The following is an 18933-nucleotide window of genomic DNA, read 5'->3' as shown; positions in this document are numbered from 1 at the left end:
ATCAACGCAGCGCGGGCTGCGTATGCGTCCGAAGCGGAAGCCACCTACGTGCACGTACCGCTGTTCGAGACCTTCGTGAACTTCCAACTCATGACCGGCGCCCGCCGCAGCGAGGCCCTGTCGATGACGTGGGACCGCATCGACCTCGACAACCAGACCGCCTTCATTCCCGAGTCGAAGAACGGCCGCCCCCGCAAGCTGCCGCTCCGCAAAGACTTGATAGAGCTGCTGAAGCATCTGCCGCGCACCGGTACGCTCGTTTTCCCGTTCAGCCTGGACGCCCTGCGCAAGGCGTGGGCGCGCATCTGTGAGGCGGTCGGCCTGGTCGGTGCCGACGACCTGCACATTCACGACCTGCGACACGAGGCCATCTCCCGCGTGGCAGATGCAGGCGCCAAGCTCCCTGGCGGCTTCTCGCTCGTGGACCTGCAAGCGTTCTCCGGGCATCGAGACACCCGCATGCTGCTTCGCTACACCCACCTGTGCACGCTCAGCCTAGCCAAGCGCCTGGACGAGGCGTTCGCCGACCAGCAGCAAGTCAGCCTGCACCGTGGTCAGCGCCGGCTGAAGCAAGGCGCGTCGCTGACCATGAAGCAGGTCGTCAACGCACCGTCGAACGCCGAACAGACGGCAGTTGTCGCGGACGTTCGGCAGGACGACAACGCCCTGCCGGACCTGTCGCCGAACAACGTCGTCCCGTTCCGCCCCAGGCGGGCCGCTTGACCTGAACCGCCGGACGGACAGAAGGCGCCTTGGGGGCGCCTTCTGCTGTGCAGGGTCACATCGCCAGTCCACGGGTCGGCGTTCGATGCAGGTCGAGCGCCGCCTGCTTAATGTCCAGCCGCGTCATGGCCCGAGGCAGCAGTTCCTTATCGTCGGTGTAGAGCGTAACGCCGTGCCGAGCTCGGCTGATGGCGACGTAGTACAGACTCTGGTTGGCCATCGCCCCACTCACATCCGCATCGACCAGCACGCGGTCGCAGGTCTGGCCTTGCGCTGCGTGCACTGTCGTGCAGTACGCATGGTCCACCCGCAGCGGCCGGTTCATGTCTAGCGTCAGCGTGCGCTCCGGCCCGACGTTGACCTTCAGTTCGCGAGTCGCGAGGTCGATGGACTCGACCGTGCCGACCTGACCATTGACGACGCCAGCCCCGTAGTCGTTCGCGGTGAACCGAATGCGGTCGCCGACAGCAATCTCGCGCTGCTCGACGCGATGCACGGCAACATGCGGCATCGCGGTCGGCCGCCATTGCACCAGTTGGTCGTCTTGCCGGCGTAACGTGATGCAGCCTGGCGCAGCGTCCACCAATTCCACTAGGTCGCCGCGCCGCAGCCCGATGCTGTCGTAGTGGCGCAGCGCCTCGATGATGTCGCCGGGCGCGTAGCTCAGAGAACTCTGCACCTGCGCCCGCGTCAGGTCGCGCCCCTCCAGCACGGTGACGGTGACGCCGGTTCCGGCCAACCCAAGGCGCTGCCGCACCCGTTCGTTGATAGCTTGCCGGGCGCGGTTCGTGCCGGCCACGGTCAGGGTCTGCAAGCGTTCCTCGGGCAGACGTGACGCGTAGTCCTTCGCGATGCGCTCGTAGCGCTCGGTCGCATGGGGCACTTCAGCGACCGTCGCAGCCAGCTTCTTCAGCGAGTCCTCGACTTTGCCTTCCGCCGCATCCACCACGGCGGCTCGTAGCTTCTCGTTCTGCTGACGCAGGATGTCCGCCATTCGCACCATCGCCATTCCTTGGTCCTGGAGCTGGCGGAAAGGGGCACCGGCCTCAACGGCCTTCAACTGGCCGGTGTCGCCGACCAGCACAGCGCGGGCGCCAGCGGCCTCCACGGCCGACAGCAGCGCGTGCATGTCGCGCAGGCTCACCATTCCGGCTTCGTCCACGACCACTATGGTCTGGTCGTCCAGGCTTCGGCCACGGGCGAGGAAACCCGCAATGGTCATGGCATCGAAGCCGGCCGCCGACAACTCGCGCGCCGCCGCAGCCGAAGGCGCCAGACCGATGGCCTTAAACTCGCCACCCAGGTTCTCGGAGACAGTCCGCAGCATTGCCGTCTTACCGGTGCCGGCGAGCCCCTGCACTCCCACTACGCGATTGCGGGTGGACAGCACCATCTCTGCCGCCCGCCGCTGGCCGTCCGTCAAGTGAGCTCCCAGCGTAATTGCGTGCGCCGAGCCCGCCTCCGTGGTCTCGAAGAGCCCGCGTTGGCTCGGCTTCCAGATGGCCGCCGCCAGCGCCTGCTTGCCCCGTCGCTCGATGTCCAGCATCGCCCGCTCGGTCGCTTGCCCGCCTGGCGTGGTGAGCCGCCGCCCATCGGCCGACGCCAGCAGCTCGCCGCCGGCCAGCCGGCGGCCGATGTCGGCCTGCACCTCTTCCAGCCCTAGGCTTCCGGTGCCGTGCGCCAGCGCTTCCTGCGCAAGGGACAGCCGGCTGACGATGGCGCTGCGCTCGGTCAGGTGCGCGACGGCGAAGTCCACCGCCTCCCGCGTGCGCGCTTCAACCTCCGCGCGTTCAAGCGGCGCTGCCATACGCAGTTCGGGCTTCCAGTTCACGCCGAGGGCCGCCGCCTTGGCGTTCCATGCATCTCGCAGCTCATCGCGCCGCAGGTTGGGGTCCTTGGCCCGCTTCGTGCTGAGGCCGGCGATTTCGCGCATTGCGGCCGACGCGGTCGCGCGGCTCTCCCCCTTCGCGGCCAGCGCGGCGTCGATGGCGCGGCTGCGCGTGCTGAACGCCTCCACCTGCTGGCGGGTGATGTGCGTCAGCTCGAACCGGCCGTCCTGGTGCGTGCTGCGGGTGCCGTAACCCAGCTCCTGCACCCTCTTGGCCAGCTCCGCCCGATACACGATGCCGAGCAGCTTCTGCTGCTCGTACAAGGCATGTGCGTCCAGTGCCCGCCACTCACCGTCCGACCGCTGCGTCAGGTTCAGCAGCACGCAATGCGTGTGCACCTGCGGTTCGATTTCGCGGCTAAGGTCATGGTCGAAGCGGGCTGCGACCACGTTCTGGCTACGCACGGACACCGTCTCGCCGTCCTGCGTGCTGCGGTAGGCAGCCAGCTCGCTCTGCACATATCGCAGAGCGTGGCTCACGGCCTGCTGATGGGCGCCCAGCAATTCCGACGAACCGCCGATGAGCGCCTGCATGCTCACGGACTTCGGAGCGCTGAACGTGAGGTCGAGGCCGGCGGTGCGGCCTTCACCGCCGCGATGCATCTCCGTCCCATCCGGCAACCGGCCATCGAGCAGCGCGCGGAAGTCCCCGCCGTACACCTCGCCGCGCAAGCCCAGCGCCTCGGCGCCGGCACCCCACCACGCGGACGGAGCAAGCCCACCCTCAGCGTAATAGTCGTCACTACCTTCGTAGTAGCTCGCGGCCGACTCGGCGGACACTACCTTCGCCAGCGTCAGCATGCGTCCTCCGGCACAAAGGCATCTGTCACGTCCTCGCGACCCTGGGGCGTGAGGCGCAGCCGACGCACCGGCTCGTCGCCGGCCAGCGCCAGGTAACCGGTTAGGTTCGGCAGACCGGAAATCTCGCTCGCCAATACCAGCCTCTCCTGGGCATGCCGCAGGCTCTGCGACTCGCCAAGACCGCTGGCACCGCTACTGCGGCTCAACTCGTGGCGCAGCACCTCACGCTCGCCGAGGGCGCGGGAGAGTTCATCGGCCGTGGCCGGGTCGCTCTTGGCAATCGCTAGCACTGCCAGGTTGCGAAAGCACGCCCGCAGGACCGTCGCCGACTCCCGTCCATACAGCCGGTCGAGCTGGGCCGTGCTCTGTAGCCCAGCGACTACCGCCAAGCCATGCTTGCGGCCCAGCGTCAGCCCAGCCTCAAGGCCGTTCAACTTGCCGAGCGCGGCCAGTTCGTCTAGCACGAGCCACACCCGCCGCGCGGGGTCCGGTGGCAGCGTCAGCACGGCATTGGTCAGGATGTCGGCCCAGCTCGCGAGCAACGGCGAGAGGGCAGCTTGCATGTCCGCGCGCCAGGTCATGTAGAGGCTCCCGTCCTCGCGCTCCAGCCAGTCGCGCAGGCTAAAGGTGCCGGGCTTGATGAACCGGTGCGGCGACAGATGCGCCGTTAGCACGAAGCGCGTGCTCGCCAGTGCCTTGTCCGCCCCTTCGTCGAAGAGGCCCGCAGCCGGAGTGCCCGCCAGTAGCGCGCCCAGCTCGCGGGCCGGCGCGCTGGTGCACCAGTGCAGCAGGCGCTCAGTCGTCGTCTCGCCGCTGCGCACCAGAGCACGAAGCACCTCCGCGAGCAGGACTTGCGCGTAGTGGTGCCAGGGCGCCGACTCGCCATGCCCGGCTGGGACGACGCTGGCAGCCACGCGGTCGGCGTCGAAGTCGGCGCGTAGCTCGTTGAACACGCTCCAGCCCTCGCTGCGGGCGTCGAATGGGTTCAAGAGTCGGTCGCCGTCCTGGGCAAAGCGGCGCAGATAGCCGCCGTTCGGGTCGCAGACGATGGAGCGGTCACCTCGCGCCCGGATGCCACCGAGTAGTTCCTCGATGAGCGTGCTCTTGCCAGCACCGGTGGTGCCAGCTGCCAGCAGGTGCAGGGTTTCCAGTTCGGCAGGCCAAGGCTGGCCGCCGAGCGTCAGGAGCCGATGTCCGCCGGACATGGGCTCGGGGTTGCGCGCTTGTGCTCGCCACGAGCAGATGCGCTCCCACGCCGCTTGCATCATTGCTCGCCCTCCCAGCGGGCACCCCGCAGACGCGCCACGTCGAGCTGTGCCCTGCGGTGCCAGCGCCGGAACAACGAGCCGCCGACCAGGCTGGCGCCCGTGATGCCCAGCGCAACACACAGCACGAGCAGCGTCAGCGCGGTGCGGTCGGTCTCGCGCCCGAGCATAGCCAGACCGAGTACGCTCCAGCCGTCCAGCACGGGAAGACCGAGGCCCCGGTCCCACACGGCGGTCCAAACCAGGGCCGACAACACCACTGCAAGCACCGTCCAAACCACGGCGCGGTCAAGCGAGCCGAGCAGGTGACGCAGGAAGGCGTCTTGCGTCCTCATACCGCACCTCGGCGCTGCTCGAGGCTGCCGCCGTGCAGCGCAAGCTGCGCCCGAACACGAGCCAAGATTTGCGCATCCCGCGCCGCTGCCAATTCGCGCAGCAACAGCAACATCTCGCGATGCTCGCTGCCGGTACCATGGCCCAGCGCTACTGCAGCGCTCGGCGTCGCCTGCATTACCAGCTGGCGCAACGCCGCCAGCTCGGCGGCCACGTCCAGCGAATCGTGCACCGTCCTGACTGTGGAGCGCACATGCTCCGACATGGTCAAGCCTTGGACATCGGCCCGCTGGCGAAGGTCCTTGTACTCGCCATCACTCACGCGGACTTTGATGAATCGGCTGCGCTCACTCATGGCCGGCCCCCGTGCTGGATGCCACGAGAACACTGGGCAGGGTGGCGAGAGGGCCACGAACGTGGACCGCCTTAATCACCGTTGTGGACCCCGCCAAGTCAGTATTGGCGCGGGTTCCGAGGTTCGGGGCCCCGCTATCGCAGATTGCAGGGGTGTGTGTCGTTCTCAGGGCCTGCCTGGGCAGGGTGTAAGTCTTCATTTCGGCTTCTCCAAAAAGGTTGATGGACAAAGCCGTATAGGCACGCGCTGTTCGCATCGTGCGGCAATCACACCCGACCACGGTGGTCCGTGAAACACACCTGTTACACGGTAAGCTTGTGGGGAATTGCAGCCGAGGGAGGGCCGCTTCTAAAAATGACCAACACCTGCCAGCGACTGATTAGCCAGGACGTCAAGAAAGCCCGATGGGCCGCCGCCGACAAGCAGCGACCCAGCTGGGTCTATGCAGAATGCAAGTGCATCGGTCTTGGCCTCAGCTTTCTCAAGTACTTCTCTGCAGCCTTCGACGGGCGCCGCCGCCAACTGCTGCCGCCCCACTACAAGTACTCGCCCGACCGGAAGGATGAGGCGACGAAGATGGTGCTTTGGAGGGTGGAGAGTTTGTCTGCGGAATGGGCAATCGCGTGACGACGAGAGTAGAACAACGGTCAAGCGTTCATCGACGAGCTTTTTTTCGTGTGAATTGTTTTGTTGACTGGAACTCTCAGTTGCGATTGACCGGGATTGACTATGCAGAGGAACCTGTCGACGCTGCCCGTGCTGCGTTCAAACAAACCACAAAAAAAATATCCCAATGCCTTGTTAGACGCGACGCGACAGCAAACTTCAGCGTTGTCTTGCGTCTCTATCATGGATGGAGAAAGGGATATGAGGCATCGGCAAATCTGAGAGCTATACGCCAAGTCGTTGCAGAGACAGATTTTTCCACGACGTCTGATAAACCGAACGTAGCCTATTCCAGCAACGTCGCTTTTGGAGACTGCCTGCTCTCGGCTCTTCCGAAGAGAATGCACCAAGGAACCGGTATTCATCTCCCGAATACGCTACGGGATAGGGGTGACCAAGGGCATGAAGAGAAGATGGTAGACACCGCATTAGCATCGGACCTAGTAGTTAGCGCCTATCGAGACCCCGATGAATGGGTGCTGCTGGTTGCGGAAGATGACGACCTAATTCCGCCGCTATTCACCGCTGAATCCATCATCAATCCTAAAATTTCCAAGGCACTGCTCCTCTGCAAGCGCAGGCGTGGAAACAATCTTCTACTGCTCGACGGGCTTGATGCTAGCTAATAGGTGCCAAATGAACCGTGACCAGCTTCTTTCTGATTTCTCGCCATTTACTGACATTGGTGAAGAGCCACCAAAGATTGCCCTGCAGAAGGGCAAGTTCACCGTCCGATTCATCCGAGATGGCCGCGAACTAAAGCTTGTCATCGACTCGACGACTGGCGTTGTGCAGTCTACGCTTGGAAAGAGTCCGGTAAGACACCATACCTCGGTCGCAGCGCTTCTTGCGTCTGAGCTATTCGCCAACCTACGCCGTTGGGCTGAAGTTCAGCGGGACCTATTATCTGGCGAGATTGAACGGCGAATGATTCCGGTCAACGCAAGCACGCACGACGATGTGCCCATCAAGAGCATTAACGAAGTGAGCAAGTTGCTTGGGTCTGCTGCGCGCCCAGATGGGGCGGCCGAAGTGCTGCTCATCGACGGGCCAGCAGGTATTGGAAAAACGAATCTCATAGTCCAGCTCGCCCTAGAGAGGGCAACATCCTATAAGTCAGCCCCGACGCCATTGATACTTCATATCAAAAGTCGTGGTCGAGTACTGTCGAATCTCGATGACTTAATGGCATTTAGTCTTCAGACAATTCGTTCCACAGTTACATATGACCAGGTTCCCGTATTGGTCCGTCACGGTCTTATCGTGGCGGCCATTGACGGGTTCGACGAACTTGGTGACCCGAACGGTTACGACACCGCTTGGGGGCAGTTGAGTGAGCTGATTGCTTTTGTACGGGGGAAGGGGACGCTGATATTGGCAGGTAGAGACACCTTCATTAGTCGTGCGCGGCTGCTGAAGGATGTCAGTTCTCTTCGAGAAAGCATCGACATTGTCAATAGCTTGACACTCTTACTTCCGTCCCCGCAGCAAGCTAAGGAATGGCTACGAAACCATAACTGGACTGAGGCTAATTTGGAGATTCCATCAATCTCAGTCCTTCTTGATGAAAACTCTTTTGCGCTACGTCCTGTCTTTTTGAGACTGCTTGCGGAAAATATAAAACCGAAGGACATAAAGGGCGAGCATGAGCGCTTTCTTACATCGTTCTTGTTGAAAAGAATAATTGCTAGAGAGGCGAAGCTCTTCGGCAAGGCCGTTCAAGCCGTCATGTCAATTCCGCAGATTGAAGCGTTTATCGAGAATTTCATGCTGGAGACGGCTCGGGAAATGGCTGATATGCAGGCGGAAGCACTTGATGCTACTACGTTGTCATGGATTGCAGAGGCAGCGCTTGGCGATGGGTATTCCGCTGAAATCGTGGGTCTTATTAAGAACCGGGCCGCAGTGGTTGCTCTGCTAATGAATGACGAGCGTCCTGGCTATAGGGCGTTCGTCCATACTCACATCCAGAACTACTTTTTGGCTAAAGTCGCCGTTGAGGCAGTCTCGCGTGGTGACACGCCTAAGTTCATCAGGCGTAATATCTTGGGGGCGGAATTTTTGTCGACCTTTATTGATGTCGTGTCCGAATGCTCTTCGGAGGCCCCTTCTATGGTCAGTGGATTTCTTGGCCGGGCGCAGAATCTGGCCCAAACCTATCCGCATCTAGACCGAGGGGCTCGCAATCTCGGTGCGCTTTTACTTGCTTCCTTTCAGTGCGTTCGTGCAGAGGATGAGGCCTACTTTGCCGGCTTTCAGGTGGACGATGCCGTCACTCGTGGGACCGCTGGACCGACAAAGGTGAGTGGCGTCGTTATCAATCAGATTGACTGCAGGCAAGCCGACCTAAGTGCACTTGAGTTTAAAGAAACAAGCATTATTAGCGTAATAGCTGACGACGCTTCAAGATTCTCTAGTTCATTTCCGGTGCCGAGGGTATTAGTGGATGAAGGCGGGGCCCAACTCTCTGATGCTGCCAAGATTGCGGAATGGCTGGACAAGCGAGGTCGCTCGGCGAAACCAGCTTCGAATTTAGTTGTTTCTGATAAGGTCAAAAAGCATCGGGTCTATGCGGTACTTGGACGCGCCTGCCGGATGCGACAGTATTGGCTCCGAGATGGTGACGATGATGTCCATGCCGAGCGGGTACTTAAGGACCCCAATTGGCCAACTCTTAGCTCTGTTCTAAAACAGAACGGATTCCTTCGTATTGAAAAACGCGATGCGTCCGGCGGAGCGTCGCCTTTTTATCACATTAGGCATTCGGAGCGACTTCTATCTGAGCGGAGCACTGACACGGAGGTAGTCAAATTCTTCAAAGACCTAGACGATGCCATTTAAGGGAATGAGCCCATTCCTAATGTGCTTTAGTGCCTTATGTTTGAAGCGCGAGGCATCTCAGAGAGATTTACACATGGTTAATAGGGGCCTCAGTTAAGACTATTGCTGACTAGAGATATATCCATATATGAGCATCCAACTGGAGGAGATAGCTCCACGAACACGTCAACTGGTCTATGACTTGGTGAAGGAGGCTGGCGCTGATGTCTCAGATTGGGAGAATTTCAAGCGAGGAGCCGAGCATGCGGCTTCAAATCCAAGGTACTGCTATGAGTGGTCCTTTGTGGATTCCGATAGTTTGGTAGTGCTGAACCTTTGGCACGGAGGGATGAGAGAGCGGAATGGTGTCGTGGAAGATGCTCTGAATATGCGCGCGTTCGCGCACCGAATCGTTCGTCTGCGCGATGACCCATGGCGCAAAGGCGAAGCTAAAGCAGTCTGGGAGAAGCGCGCACTGAAGATGGATAGAGCCATCCAACTGGCAGCGCGCAAGCGCCTTCCTGTGCGCGTCATCGTATGTGAGGGGGATGAGCGAGACATCGAGGCAGGAGACGATGAGGCATCTCGTGTGCACAAACGCCTGCTAGACCCCGTGCCTTGGGCGGTGACGCACTACGACTGGTCAACAGGCGAAGTAATGCTTACGCGAGGCGTGCCAGCGATAGAGTTTGTTGACCAGTTCTCGGCGCCGTCGGACCCGGGCGAGCAGGCACCTGAGAAACGGGTTGTAGAGGGTTCGGTCTTCGTGCGCAGCGCTGAGGTCCGGCGACGGGTCTTGCTGCGGGCGAAGGGCATTTGCGAACTGTGCGGCACTAGGGGGTTCACCACGGCGGCCGGGCAGGTCTACCTGGAGACGCATCATGTCGTGCCACTCAGTGAGGGCGGGGCGGATTCGGTTTTTAACGTGGTGGCGCTGTGTCCAAATGACCACCGGCGGGCTCACCATGGCGCCGACAGAGTTCAACTGCAAGAGCGGTTGCAGCGGGTTGGCGCCTTACTGACCGCTGCATAAAACGGCGTCGCGCTGAAAATGATGTTTTCTTGCGCGCCCGCTTGTCACACAATCTGCATCCCAGACCCGTGTCGCGCCAGCCAGAAAGACGCGAAAACACTGGGGTTCTCAGATGGCCAATGGTCTCCCATCAGCCACCCCGTAATGCAGTCAGGCCATCAAAGCGTCGAGTTGAGCTTGAGTACGATTACGCACCTTTTCGAGTTCAGTCTTTTCAGTCAACGACTGGCCCCGTACTTTGAGCTTGGTGCGCACCGGCTCCTGCTCGGTGGCGTGACTGCCCGGCGCCTCTGCAGCGTCGGGCGATAAGCGCCGGTCCAACCACGAATAGAAGGTGTTCGGATGCCAATAGACCCGGTTGCCGAGCTTCGTCGGCGCGGGGAGGATACCCTCATTGACCCAGTTCTCGATGGTGCGGATGGAGACACCCAGCACGTCGGCGAGGTCCTCCTTGGACAGCGGTTTGAAAGCGTTGGCGGTGGTCATGATGGACTTGAAAATTTCAGGTCCAAGGTCTAGGTAGCGGGATTTATTTAGGCGACCCAGAGCGCTAAAGCTCCATGGCAGGTTGAGCGTTGCTATACGGTCCACCTGCACTTAGGAGGTGGCAAATTGGTGGCAAACTTAGGCTGTTCGACACTGCGTGAAAGTGCGCGAACCTGAGCGCAACTGAACGCAAGTTGTTGATTTACCATAACAGCTCCCCAACCGGAGCAGGTATAGGGGTGTCTAGGGCTCGTTCGGGACGTAGAGGCCGGAGGTTCGAATCCTCTCACCCCGACCACCATTCTCTGAAAATCGCCACTCGATCGCTCATTTCGACCGGTCGGCGATGTTTCGCATCCTCGATACAACGCCCGACGCGCCATCGGAGGCATTTTGGACACAAGTTGCCTGAAAAATGGCCGGCAAGTCGTTGATTTACGATAGATTAAGGCTCTTATGGCGTCCGTAGAAACAGCACTCCAGGACACCCCCTCCATGGCTTTGCCCGGCTTGGGGCGCGCGCTCGTGTCCGCTGGAAAGTTGGGGCAGAAAGCGGCCGAGGATCTCTATCGGAAGGCTCAAAGCGGTCGCACCAGTTTCATTGCGGAGCTGACGGGTTCCGGCGCTGTGTCCGCCTCGGACTTGGCGCACACCATGTCTGTCGCATTCGCAGCTCCGCTGCTCGATCTTGATGCGATAGATGTTCAGCGCCTGCCTGCCGGTCTGCTCGACGCCAAGATTTGTGCCGATTACCGCATTGTTGTCCTGAGCAAGCGAAACAACCGCTTGATGGTGGCCACAGCTGACCCTGCCGATCAGCAGGCCGCTGAAAAGATCAAGTTCGCCACGCAGATGGGCGTTGACTGGGTCATCGCCGAATACGACAAGCTGAGCAAGCTGGTGGAAGCCCAGACCACCACCGTCAACGATACGATGGACAACATCATCGGTGGCGACTTCGAGTTCGACGAGGCTGCAGCCGACACGAACATCAGCGAAGTGAACGACAAGGCCTCCGAGGTTGACGACGCCCCGGTGGTCAAGTTTCTGCACAAGATGCTGATCGATGCGTTCAACATGCGTGCATCGGATTTGCATTTCGAACCTTACGAACACAACTATCGCGTGCGCTTTCGGGTCGACGGTGAATTGCGCGAGATCGCATCCCCACCGATTGCGATCAAAGACAAACTGGCCTCCCGCATCAAGGTGATCTCCCGCATGGACATCTCGGAGAAGCGGGTGCCCCAGGACGGTCGTATGAAGCTCAAGATCGGGCCAGATCGTGTCATCGACTTCCGCGTCAGCACGCTGCCGACGTTGTTTGGCGAGAAGATCGTGATCCGTATTCTGGACCCGAGCAGCGCCAAGGTCGGCATTGACGCGTTGGGCTACGAACCGGAGGAAAAAGAGCGGCTGATGAGCGCCATCGGTCGCCCTTACGGCATGGTGCTCGTGACCGGCCCTACAGGTTCAGGCAAGACCGTGTCGCTGTACACGTGCCTCAACATCCTGAACAAACCCGGCATCAACATTTCGACGGCTGAAGACCCGTCTGAAATCAACTTGCCGGGCGTCAATCAGGTCAACGTCAATGAAAAGGCCGGGCTCACTTTTGCTGCTGCGCTCAAGGCCTTCCTTCGCCAGGATCCCGATGTGATCATGGTGGGTGAGATTCGCGACCTGGAGACAGCTGACATCTCCATCAAGGCGGCTCAAACGGGTCACATGGTGCTGTCGACCCTGCACACCAACGATGCGCCGACGACGCTGACGCGGATGATGAATATGGGAATCCCCACGTTCAACATTGCTTCGAGCGTGATCTTGATCACCGCGCAACGGCTCGCGCGGCGCCTGTGTGCCACCTGCAAGGCGCCTTTGGACGTCCCCCGCAAAGCGCTGGTCGACGCCGGCTTCAAGCCAGAGGATCTGGATGGCACGTGGACGCCCTACAAACCGGTGGGATGCTCGGCGTGCAACAACGGCTACAAGGGGCGCGTTGGCATCTACCAGGTCATGCCGATATCGGAGGAGATTCAGCGAATCATCCTGCGTGGCGGTAGCGCGCTGGACATTGCTCAGCAGGCGAGCAAAGAGGGTGTCCGCACCCTTCGAGAGTCGGGCCTTCTCAAGGTCAAGCTGGGCATGACCTCGCTTGAAGAAGTGCTTAGCGTGACCAACGAATGATGCAGCCCTAGACAAGAGCCTTAGAGGACACCATGGCAACCGCAGTATCCAAAAGCGTCAAGGAAGTGGTCTTCGAGTGGGAAGGCAAAGACCGCAACGGCAAGACGGTCAGGGGCGAAACACGCGCCGCCGGAGAGAACCAGGTGCTGGCAGCGTTGCGGCGCCAGGGGATCGTGCCAGGCAAGATCAAAAAGCGCCGCATGAGTGCGGGCAAACGGATCAAGCCCAAGGACATTGCGATCTTCACGCGCCAGCTGGCCACCATGATGAAGGCTGGCGTCCCCTTGTTGCAGGCATTCGATATCGTGGGCCGCGGCAACGCCAACCCCAGCGTGACCAAACTGCTGAATGACATTCGGACAGATGTGGAAACAGGGACGTCCTTGAGCTCCGCGTTTCGCAAGCACCCTCTGTACTTCGACAGCCTGTACTGCAACCTCGTGGAAGCGGGCGAAGCCGCCGGTATTCTGGAAGAGCTGCTGGATCGTCTGGCCACTTACATGGAGAAAACCGAGGCGCTGAAGTCCAAGATCAAGTCGGCGCTGATGTACCCCATTGCGGTGGTGATCGTGGCCTTTGTGGTGGTCGCCGTGATCATGATCTTCGTGATTCCATCCTTCAAGGAAGTTTTCAGTTCGTTCGGCGCCGACCTGCCCGCCCCCACGCTGTTTGTGATCGCCATGAGCGAGTTTTTCACGGCGTACTGGTGGCTGATTTTTGGCGGAGTTGGCGGTGGCCTTTACTTTTTCCTGCAGGCATGGCGGCGCAACGAAAAGGTGCAGCGTTTCATGGACCGCCTGCTGCTCAAGCTGCCGATTTTTGGCGTGTTGATTGAAAAATCGGTCATCGCCCGCTGGACGCGCACGCTCGCCACCATGTTTGCGGCAGGCGTTCCGCTGGTGGAGGCTTTGGATTCCGTCGGCGGTGCGTCGGGCAATTCGGTCTATGCGATTGCCACCGAAAAAATCCAGCAGGAGGTGTCCACTGGCACCAGCCTGACGGCCGCCATGACCAACGCCAATATCTTTCCGTCGATGGTGCTGCAGATGTGCGCCATCGGCGAGGAATCGGGTTCCATCGACCACATGCTCGGTAAAGCCGCCGATTTCTATGAGGCGGAAGTCGATGACATGGTCGCCGGTATCTCCAGCCTGATGGAGCCCATCATCATCGTGGTGCTGGGCACCGTGATTGGGGGCATTGTGGTCTCCATGTACCTGCCCATCTTCAAACTGGGACAAGTGGTTTGATGCCGGAAACGGGCGCGCCAAGTGCGGCGCTGCTGGGCTTGCTTGGCTTGCTGGTGGGCAGCTTCCTGAATGTGGTGATTCACCGACTGCCCAGGATGATGGAGCTGAGATGGGCTGCCGAATGCGCGGAACTGCAGACTGAGACTGCGCCGTGCGCGGAGGAGCTCAAGACCGCCGAGCCCTACAACCTCATGGTGCCGCGATCGCGTTGCCCGCATTGCGGACATCAAATCCGCTGGTTTGAAAACATCCCTGTGCTCAGCTATGTGGCCCTCAAGGGCCAGTGCAGTCAATGCGCTACCCGCATTGGTGCGCGTTACCCGATCATTGAAGTCATCACGGCTTTGCTGTTCGCCTGGTGTGGCTGGAACTGGGGCTTGGGTTGGGAGGCTTTGGCGTGGTGCGGCTTTTCAGCGTCGGTGCTGGCATTGGCCTGTATTGATTGGGACACAACGCTCTTGCCGGATGACATCACCCTGCCGCTTCTCTGGGCGGGGCTGTGCGCTGCAGGCCTGCGTCTGACCGATACACCTCTGCCCGACGCACTGTGGGGTGCGGTGGCGGGCTATGTATCGCTCTGGCTGGTGTACTGGGCATTCAAGCTCGTCACGGGCAAAGAGGGCATGGGCTATGGAGACTTCAAACTTTTCGCTGCGCTGGGAGCCTGGTTTGGCTGGCAAGCGCTCATTCCCGTGATCCTGATGGCTTCGTTGATCGGTGCTGTCGTGGGCATTGCCATCAAACTCAAGGGGCGCTTGCGCGAAGGCGGTTATGTGCCCTTTGGTCCGTTCCTTGCACTTGCAGGTTTGACCTCCATGGTTTTTGGCCCGTCGGCCATCCTGACTGCCATCGGCTTGTGACCGCCACGGCACGTACAGCGCTCACGAGGCTGGGGCTCACCGGCGGTATCGGCAGCGGAAAAAGCACTTTGGCGCGGCTGCTTCAGGCCCGAGGGGCAGACGTCATTGACGCCGACGCAATCTCCCGCAGGTGCACCGAAGCAGGAGGTGCCGCGATGAACGCCATCGCACTGCACTTCGGTAGCGATTTCCTCTCGGCGGACGGCGCGCTCGACCGGCAGCGAATGCGCGAGCATGTGTTTGCCCATCCTGAAGCGCGGCAAGCCCTTGAGCACATCGTGCATCCGCTGGTGAGCGCAGAGATTCAACGCCGCGTGGCAATCACGCAGGCTGCCTGCGTTGTGTTCGACGTGCCGTTGCTGGTGGAATCGCCGCGCTGGCGGCCGCAACTGGATCGCGTGGTGGTGGTTGATTGCACACCCGAAACACAGATCCGGCGCGTGCACGCACGCAGCGGTTGGGATGCAAACGCGACGCAGGCGGTAATGCGCAACCAGAGTCCGCGCGCCTCGCGCGTTGCGGCGGCCGACATCGTGATCTTCAACGACACCGACGATCTCGGCACACTGGAGAAGGCTGCAGAGGTGCTGGCCAGGCGGTTCGGGCTATCATGAACGCCCACCCTCCGCCCCGCCTTGCGACATCCCGCCGCCGTGATCCTGTACGACTACCCCTTCAACGAACGCATTCGCACCTACCTGCGGCTTGAACAGCTGTTTCGTCGCATGGTGGAACTGGTGCCACGCAGTCATCCACTGGACCACCACTACGCCATTCAGACGATCTTCGAGATCATGGATGTCGCAGCGCGTGCCGACATGAAGTCGGATGTGCTCAAAGACCTCGACCGGCACAAGCAGCAGCTCATCGGCTACCGCGGCAACCCGATGATCGCCGAGCAAGCCCTTGAAGAAGTCATCCAGAAGCTGGACGACTGCTTCACCCAGCTCAACGAGATGACCGGCAAGACAGGCCAGGCGCTCACGGAAAACGACTGGTTGATGAGCATCCGCAGCCGCATCGGGATCCCGGGTGGCACTTGCGAGTTCGACTTGCCAGCCTACTACCACTGGCAACACCACAGCGCTGAAGAGCGTCGCGCCGATCTGCATCGCTGGTCGATGCCGCTGGCACCGCTGGCGGAGTCGATCGTTCAGCTGCTCAAGATGTTGCGCGAATCCGGTTCCCCCCAAAAAGTGGTCGCCCCCGGCGGGCAGTTCCAGCTCACACTGCCCCAGGGTCGGACGTTCCAGTTGCTGCGGCTTCGCATCGATCCAGCCACCGGCCTGATTCCAGAAATCAGTGGCAACCGCCTGATGCTGTCGGTGCGGTTGATGCGCCACGGCAGCGACGACCGTCTTCATCCAGCGCAGGAAGACGCCGCGTTCGAATTGACCCTCTGTGCCTGAGGCCGTCATGAACGATGCCACAGCGCCCGCGCGCACCGTACGTTGTCCCCAATGTGGCGGGCCCAGCGTCTACGCGCCCAGCAACGCGTTCCGACCATTCTGCAGTGAGCGATGCAAGCAGATCGATCTGGGTTCGTGGGCAAACGAATCGTTCAGCCTGACCGAAAAAGAAGGTCAAAGCGACCCGGGGTTTGAGCAAAGCTGATCGAGGAACACGCTGAGCGGAGCGCTACATCATCCCGCCTGCTCTGCAGCCAGCCACTCCAGCACGGGCACCGTACCGGCCAACACCGGATGACACGATACCGGCAACGTGTGCCAGCCGAACTGTTGCCCTTCGCGCATTTGAAGATCACCGCTCCAATCGCGCACCTTGCAGAAATGCAGTCGCACCAAGCTGTGGGGGTAATCGACCATCGATACCTTCCAGATGTGCGCCGCGCCGATGGTGACGCCAAGCTCTTCCTGCAGTTCACGGCGCAGCGCTTGCTCCACGTTTTCGCCCGCTTCGAGCTTGCCGCCCGGAAACTCCCAGTACCCCGCATACACCTTGCCCGCAGGGCGAGACGTGAGCAGGAATGCGCCATCCGATGCGATCAAAATGCCCACGGCCACGTCCACCACGGGCCTGTCGGCGGGGCGAGGCAGCGCCGCGTCGCCATCGACCACCAACACGGGCGTGCTCATGCCCGAGTCGCGTGGGTACCAACGTAATCCCGCGCAAATTGATAGGCCACCCGGCCACTGCGTGAGCCGCGCTCCAATGCCCACACCAGCGCCTGCGGCCGCGCCGCCTCGATGTCGCCGGCAGACATTCCCAGCGAGGAAAGCCACTGCGCCACGATGGCGAGGTATTCGTCCTGGCTGAACGGATAAAAGCTCACCCAGAGGCCGAAGCGCTCGGACAGCGAGATCTTTTCTTCGATGACCTCTCCCGGATGCACTTCGCCATCGGCCGTGTGCGTGTAGGTGAGGTTGTCCTTCATGTACTCGGGCAGCAGGTGGCGCCGGTTGCTCGTGGCGTATATCAACACATTCGGGCTTGCGGCAGAAACCGATCCGTCCAGGATGGACTTGAGCGCCTTGTAACCCGGTTCGCCGTCTTCGAAGCTGAGGTCATCGCAAAACACGATGAAGCGCTCCGGACGATCAGCCACCACCTCCACAATGTCCGGCAGATCCACCAGATCGGACTTGTCCACCTCGATCAGTCGAAGGCCTTGCGGTGCGTATTCATTGAGGCAAGCGCGTACCAAAGAAGATTTGCCGGTGCCGCGCGCGCCCGTCAGCAACACATTGTTGGCGGGCAGGCCTTGCACAAACTGCAAGGTATTGCGCTGGATCTTGTCCTTCTGCCCGTCGATCTCCTGCAAATCACCCAGGCGCATGGCACCGACGTGCCGCACAGGCTCCAGCACACCATGACCACTGCTGCGCTTGCGGTAGCGCCAAGCCACGGCAGCCGCCCAGTCTGGTGCCGACATGGGCTGGGGCAACACCGCCTCAATGCGCTGTATGAGCTGCTCAGCGCGCTGCAGCAGACGCTCGAAGGCTTCGTTCATGAGCGGTAGTCGGCGTTGATGGTGACGTAGTCGTGGCTGAAGTCACAAGTCCACACCGTTTCGGTTGCGGTGCCGCGGCCCAAGCCGATGCGCACCACGATCTCGGCCGCTTTCATCGCGCGCTGGCCGTCCTCTTCCTTGTACTCGGGGAGTCGTCCACCGGCTTTCACGACATGCACATCGCCCAGGTGCAGATCGATGCCATTGACATCCAGATCGTGTATGCCAGCGTAGCCCACCGCCGCCAGAATGCGGCCGAGATTGGGGTCACTGGCGAAGAACGCCGTTTTCACCAACGGTGAGTGCGCCACGGCGTACGCGGCCAGCAGGCACTCTGCGTTGTCCCTGCCGCCTTCCACCTGCACCGTGATGAACTTGGTGGCGCCTTCGCCGTCACGAACAATGGCGTGGGCCAGTTGGCGCGCCACCATCGTCAAAGCGTTCAGCAGGACCTGCCCTGCCGGGCTGTCCAGGTCAGTGATGGGCGCATTACCGGCCTGGCCGGTGGCCACCACAACGAACGAATCGTTGGTGCTCGTGTCGCCATCCACTGTCACGCGGTTGAACGACGCATCCGCCAGCCGACGTGCCAGCGTGTCCATGAGCGCAGGAGTCACACAGGCGTCCGTGGCCAGAAAACCCAGCATCGTTGCCATGTTCGGCCGGATCATGCCCGCGCCTTTTGCGATGCCGGTGGCGCGAACGGGTCGTCCGTCAAGCTCGAATCGCTGGCTGCACGCCTTGGGCAGCGTGTCGGTGGTCATGATGCCCTGGGCGGCGCCCAGCCACTGATCGCCTGTCTCGGTTTGGGGCTGGGCTGCATCGGACAACGCCATGGGCAATCCAGCCAACAAGCGGTCCAGCGGCAGAGGCTCCATGATCACGCCCGTTGAGAATGGCAACACCTGCTCATGGTGCAGACCCAGCGAACGCGCCAGCGCGGTGCAAGTCTGCCGGGCATGAGAAAGGCCCGACTGACCCGTGCCCGCGTTGGCATTGCCCGTGTTGATCACCAGCGCACGAATGCCCTGCCCTGCAGCCAGATGCTCCCGGCACACCTGCACGGGTGCTGCGGCATACCGGTTCTGCGTGAACACAGCACCCACTGCACTGCCTTCATCGAGAAGAAAAACGGTGAGATCCTTGCGATGGGCCTTGCGGATACCGGCCTCAGCGACACCGATGCGCACGCCCGCAATGGGCAACAAATCCTGGGCCAGGGGAGCGGTGAGTTGGACAGGCATGTGAACTCCGTGAATGTACCGAGAGACGCGAATGCTATGCGGCGGCAC

19 protein-coding genes are annotated in these 18933 nt (G+C 61.1%); 11 read left to right on the top strand and 8 right to left on the bottom strand.

Annotation, left to right across the window (positions count from 1 at the left end):
• Positions 1-723 (top strand): site-specific integrase (locus KXJ60_RS17025; protein WP_291130723.1); only part of this gene is annotated, 723 nt, incomplete at its 5' end.
• 55 nt (positions 724-778) lie between these two features.
• Here the strand turns inward: KXJ60_RS17025 and mobF are convergent.
• From mobF to KXJ60_RS17005, 4 genes are read right to left on the bottom strand one after another with little or no spacing between them, the layout of a single operon-like run.
• On the bottom strand, positions 779-3412 hold the full coding sequence (mobF, locus tag KXJ60_RS17020) for a MobF family relaxase (protein ID WP_291130721.1): 2634 nt from the start codon (positions 3410-3412) through the stop codon (positions 779-781).
• Positions 3406-4617, bottom strand: coding sequence for a type IV secretion system DNA-binding domain-containing protein (locus KXJ60_RS17015; RefSeq protein ID WP_291130718.1), 1212 nt, complete (start codon positions 4615-4617; stop codon positions 3406-3408). The genes mobF and KXJ60_RS17015 overlap by 7 nt, the downstream gene beginning before the upstream one ends.
• Positions 4618-4676: 59 nt before the next feature.
• Positions 4677-5012: a hypothetical protein gene (locus tag KXJ60_RS17010; protein ID WP_291130715.1), complete on the bottom strand. Its 336-nt coding sequence runs from the start codon at positions 5010-5012 to the stop codon at positions 4677-4679.
• A complete protein-coding gene (locus KXJ60_RS17005; protein WP_291130712.1) occupies positions 5009-5365 on the bottom strand; it encodes a hypothetical protein in 357 nt (118 codons plus the stop codon). Before KXJ60_RS17005 ends, KXJ60_RS17010 begins: the two co-directional genes overlap by 4 nt.
• Before the next feature lie 354 nt (positions 5366-5719).
• Between KXJ60_RS17005 and KXJ60_RS17000 the strand changes: the two genes are divergently transcribed.
• The 4 genes from KXJ60_RS17000 (at position 5720) to KXJ60_RS16985 (ending at position 9884) form a co-directional block, all read left to right on the top strand.
• Positions 5720-5992: a hypothetical protein gene (locus KXJ60_RS17000; RefSeq protein WP_291130710.1), complete on the top strand. Its 273-nt coding sequence runs from the start codon at positions 5720-5722 to the stop codon at positions 5990-5992.
• A gap of 86 nt (positions 5993-6078) precedes the next feature.
• On the top strand, positions 6079-6657 hold the full coding sequence (locus tag KXJ60_RS16995) for a hypothetical protein (RefSeq protein ID WP_291130708.1): 579 nt from the start codon (positions 6079-6081) through the stop codon (positions 6655-6657).
• A gap of 10 nt (positions 6658-6667) precedes the next feature.
• Positions 6668-8872, top strand: coding sequence for a hypothetical protein (locus tag KXJ60_RS16990; protein ID WP_291130706.1), 2205 nt, complete (start codon positions 6668-6670; stop codon positions 8870-8872).
• Between the two features lie 127 nt (positions 8873-8999).
• Positions 9000-9884, top strand: a complete 885-nt coding sequence (locus KXJ60_RS16985; protein WP_291130705.1) for an HNH endonuclease signature motif containing protein — start codon at positions 9000-9002, stop codon at positions 9882-9884.
• 150 nt (positions 9885-10034) lie between these two features.
• Here the strand turns inward: KXJ60_RS16985 and KXJ60_RS16980 are convergent, their stop codons facing one another.
• Positions 10035-10370 carry a helix-turn-helix domain-containing protein gene (locus KXJ60_RS16980; protein ID WP_291130703.1) on the bottom strand — a complete coding sequence of 112 codons (336 nt, stop codon included), beginning with the start codon at positions 10368-10370 and terminating at the stop codon, positions 10035-10037.
• Positions 10371-10826: 456 nt separating this feature from the next.
• On the opposite strand from KXJ60_RS16980, the gene pilB reads away from it, so the two are divergent.
• Genes pilB through KXJ60_RS16950 form a run of 6 tightly spaced genes read left to right on the top strand, consistent with a single transcriptional unit; the run spans position 10827 to position 16284 of the window.
• Complete coding sequence (gene pilB, locus KXJ60_RS16975; protein WP_291130700.1) at positions 10827-12560, top strand: type IV-A pilus assembly ATPase PilB; 1734 nt, start codon at positions 10827-10829, stop codon at positions 12558-12560.
• Between the two features lie 32 nt (positions 12561-12592).
• On the top strand, positions 12593-13810 hold the full coding sequence (locus KXJ60_RS16970; protein WP_291130696.1) for a type II secretion system F family protein: 1218 nt from the start codon (positions 12593-12595) through the stop codon (positions 13808-13810).
• Positions 13810-14670 carry an A24 family peptidase gene (locus tag KXJ60_RS16965; protein WP_291130693.1) on the top strand — a complete coding sequence of 287 codons (861 nt, stop codon included), beginning with the start codon at positions 13810-13812 and terminating at the stop codon, positions 14668-14670. Before KXJ60_RS16970 ends, KXJ60_RS16965 begins: the two co-directional genes overlap by 1 nt.
• Complete coding sequence (gene coaE, locus KXJ60_RS16960; protein WP_291130690.1) at positions 14667-15284, top strand: dephospho-CoA kinase; 618 nt, start codon at positions 14667-14669, stop codon at positions 15282-15284. Before KXJ60_RS16965 ends, coaE begins: the two co-directional genes overlap by 4 nt.
• 39 nt (positions 15285-15323) lie before the next feature.
• On the top strand, positions 15324-16079 hold the full coding sequence (gene zapD / locus KXJ60_RS16955) for a cell division protein ZapD (protein ID WP_291130756.1): 756 nt from the start codon (positions 15324-15326) through the stop codon (positions 16077-16079).
• A gap of 7 nt (positions 16080-16086) precedes the next feature.
• Positions 16087-16284 (top strand): DNA gyrase inhibitor YacG, encoded by a 198-nt coding sequence (locus KXJ60_RS16950; RefSeq protein ID WP_291130687.1) that lies wholly within the window; start codon positions 16087-16089, stop codon positions 16282-16284.
• 29 nt (positions 16285-16313) lie between these two features.
• On the opposite strand, the gene KXJ60_RS16945 is transcribed toward KXJ60_RS16950, so the two are convergent.
• Genes KXJ60_RS16945 through argJ form a run of 3 tightly spaced genes read right to left on the bottom strand, consistent with a single transcriptional unit; the run spans position 16314 to position 18885 of the window.
• Positions 16314-16766: an NUDIX domain-containing protein gene (locus KXJ60_RS16945; protein ID WP_291130684.1), complete on the bottom strand. Its 453-nt coding sequence runs from the start codon at positions 16764-16766 to the stop codon at positions 16314-16316.
• Entirely contained in the window at positions 16763-17641 is an 879-nt protein-coding gene (locus KXJ60_RS16940) for an ATP-binding protein (protein WP_291130681.1), read from the bottom strand. Before KXJ60_RS16940 ends, KXJ60_RS16945 begins: the two co-directional genes overlap by 4 nt.
• Complete coding sequence (argJ, locus tag KXJ60_RS16935) at positions 17638-18885, bottom strand: bifunctional glutamate N-acetyltransferase/amino-acid acetyltransferase ArgJ (RefSeq protein ID WP_291130679.1); 1248 nt, start codon at positions 18883-18885, stop codon at positions 17638-17640. The genes KXJ60_RS16940 and argJ overlap by 4 nt, the downstream gene beginning before the upstream one ends.
• Positions 18886-18933: the final 48 nt, after the last annotated feature.

Origin of the sequence: Hydrogenophaga sp. (assembly GCF_019264445.1) — a bacterium.
Taxonomy (GTDB): Bacteria; Pseudomonadota; Gammaproteobacteria; order Burkholderiales; family Burkholderiaceae_C; genus Hydrogenophaga.
This window is presented reverse-complemented; position numbering and strand designations above follow the sequence as displayed.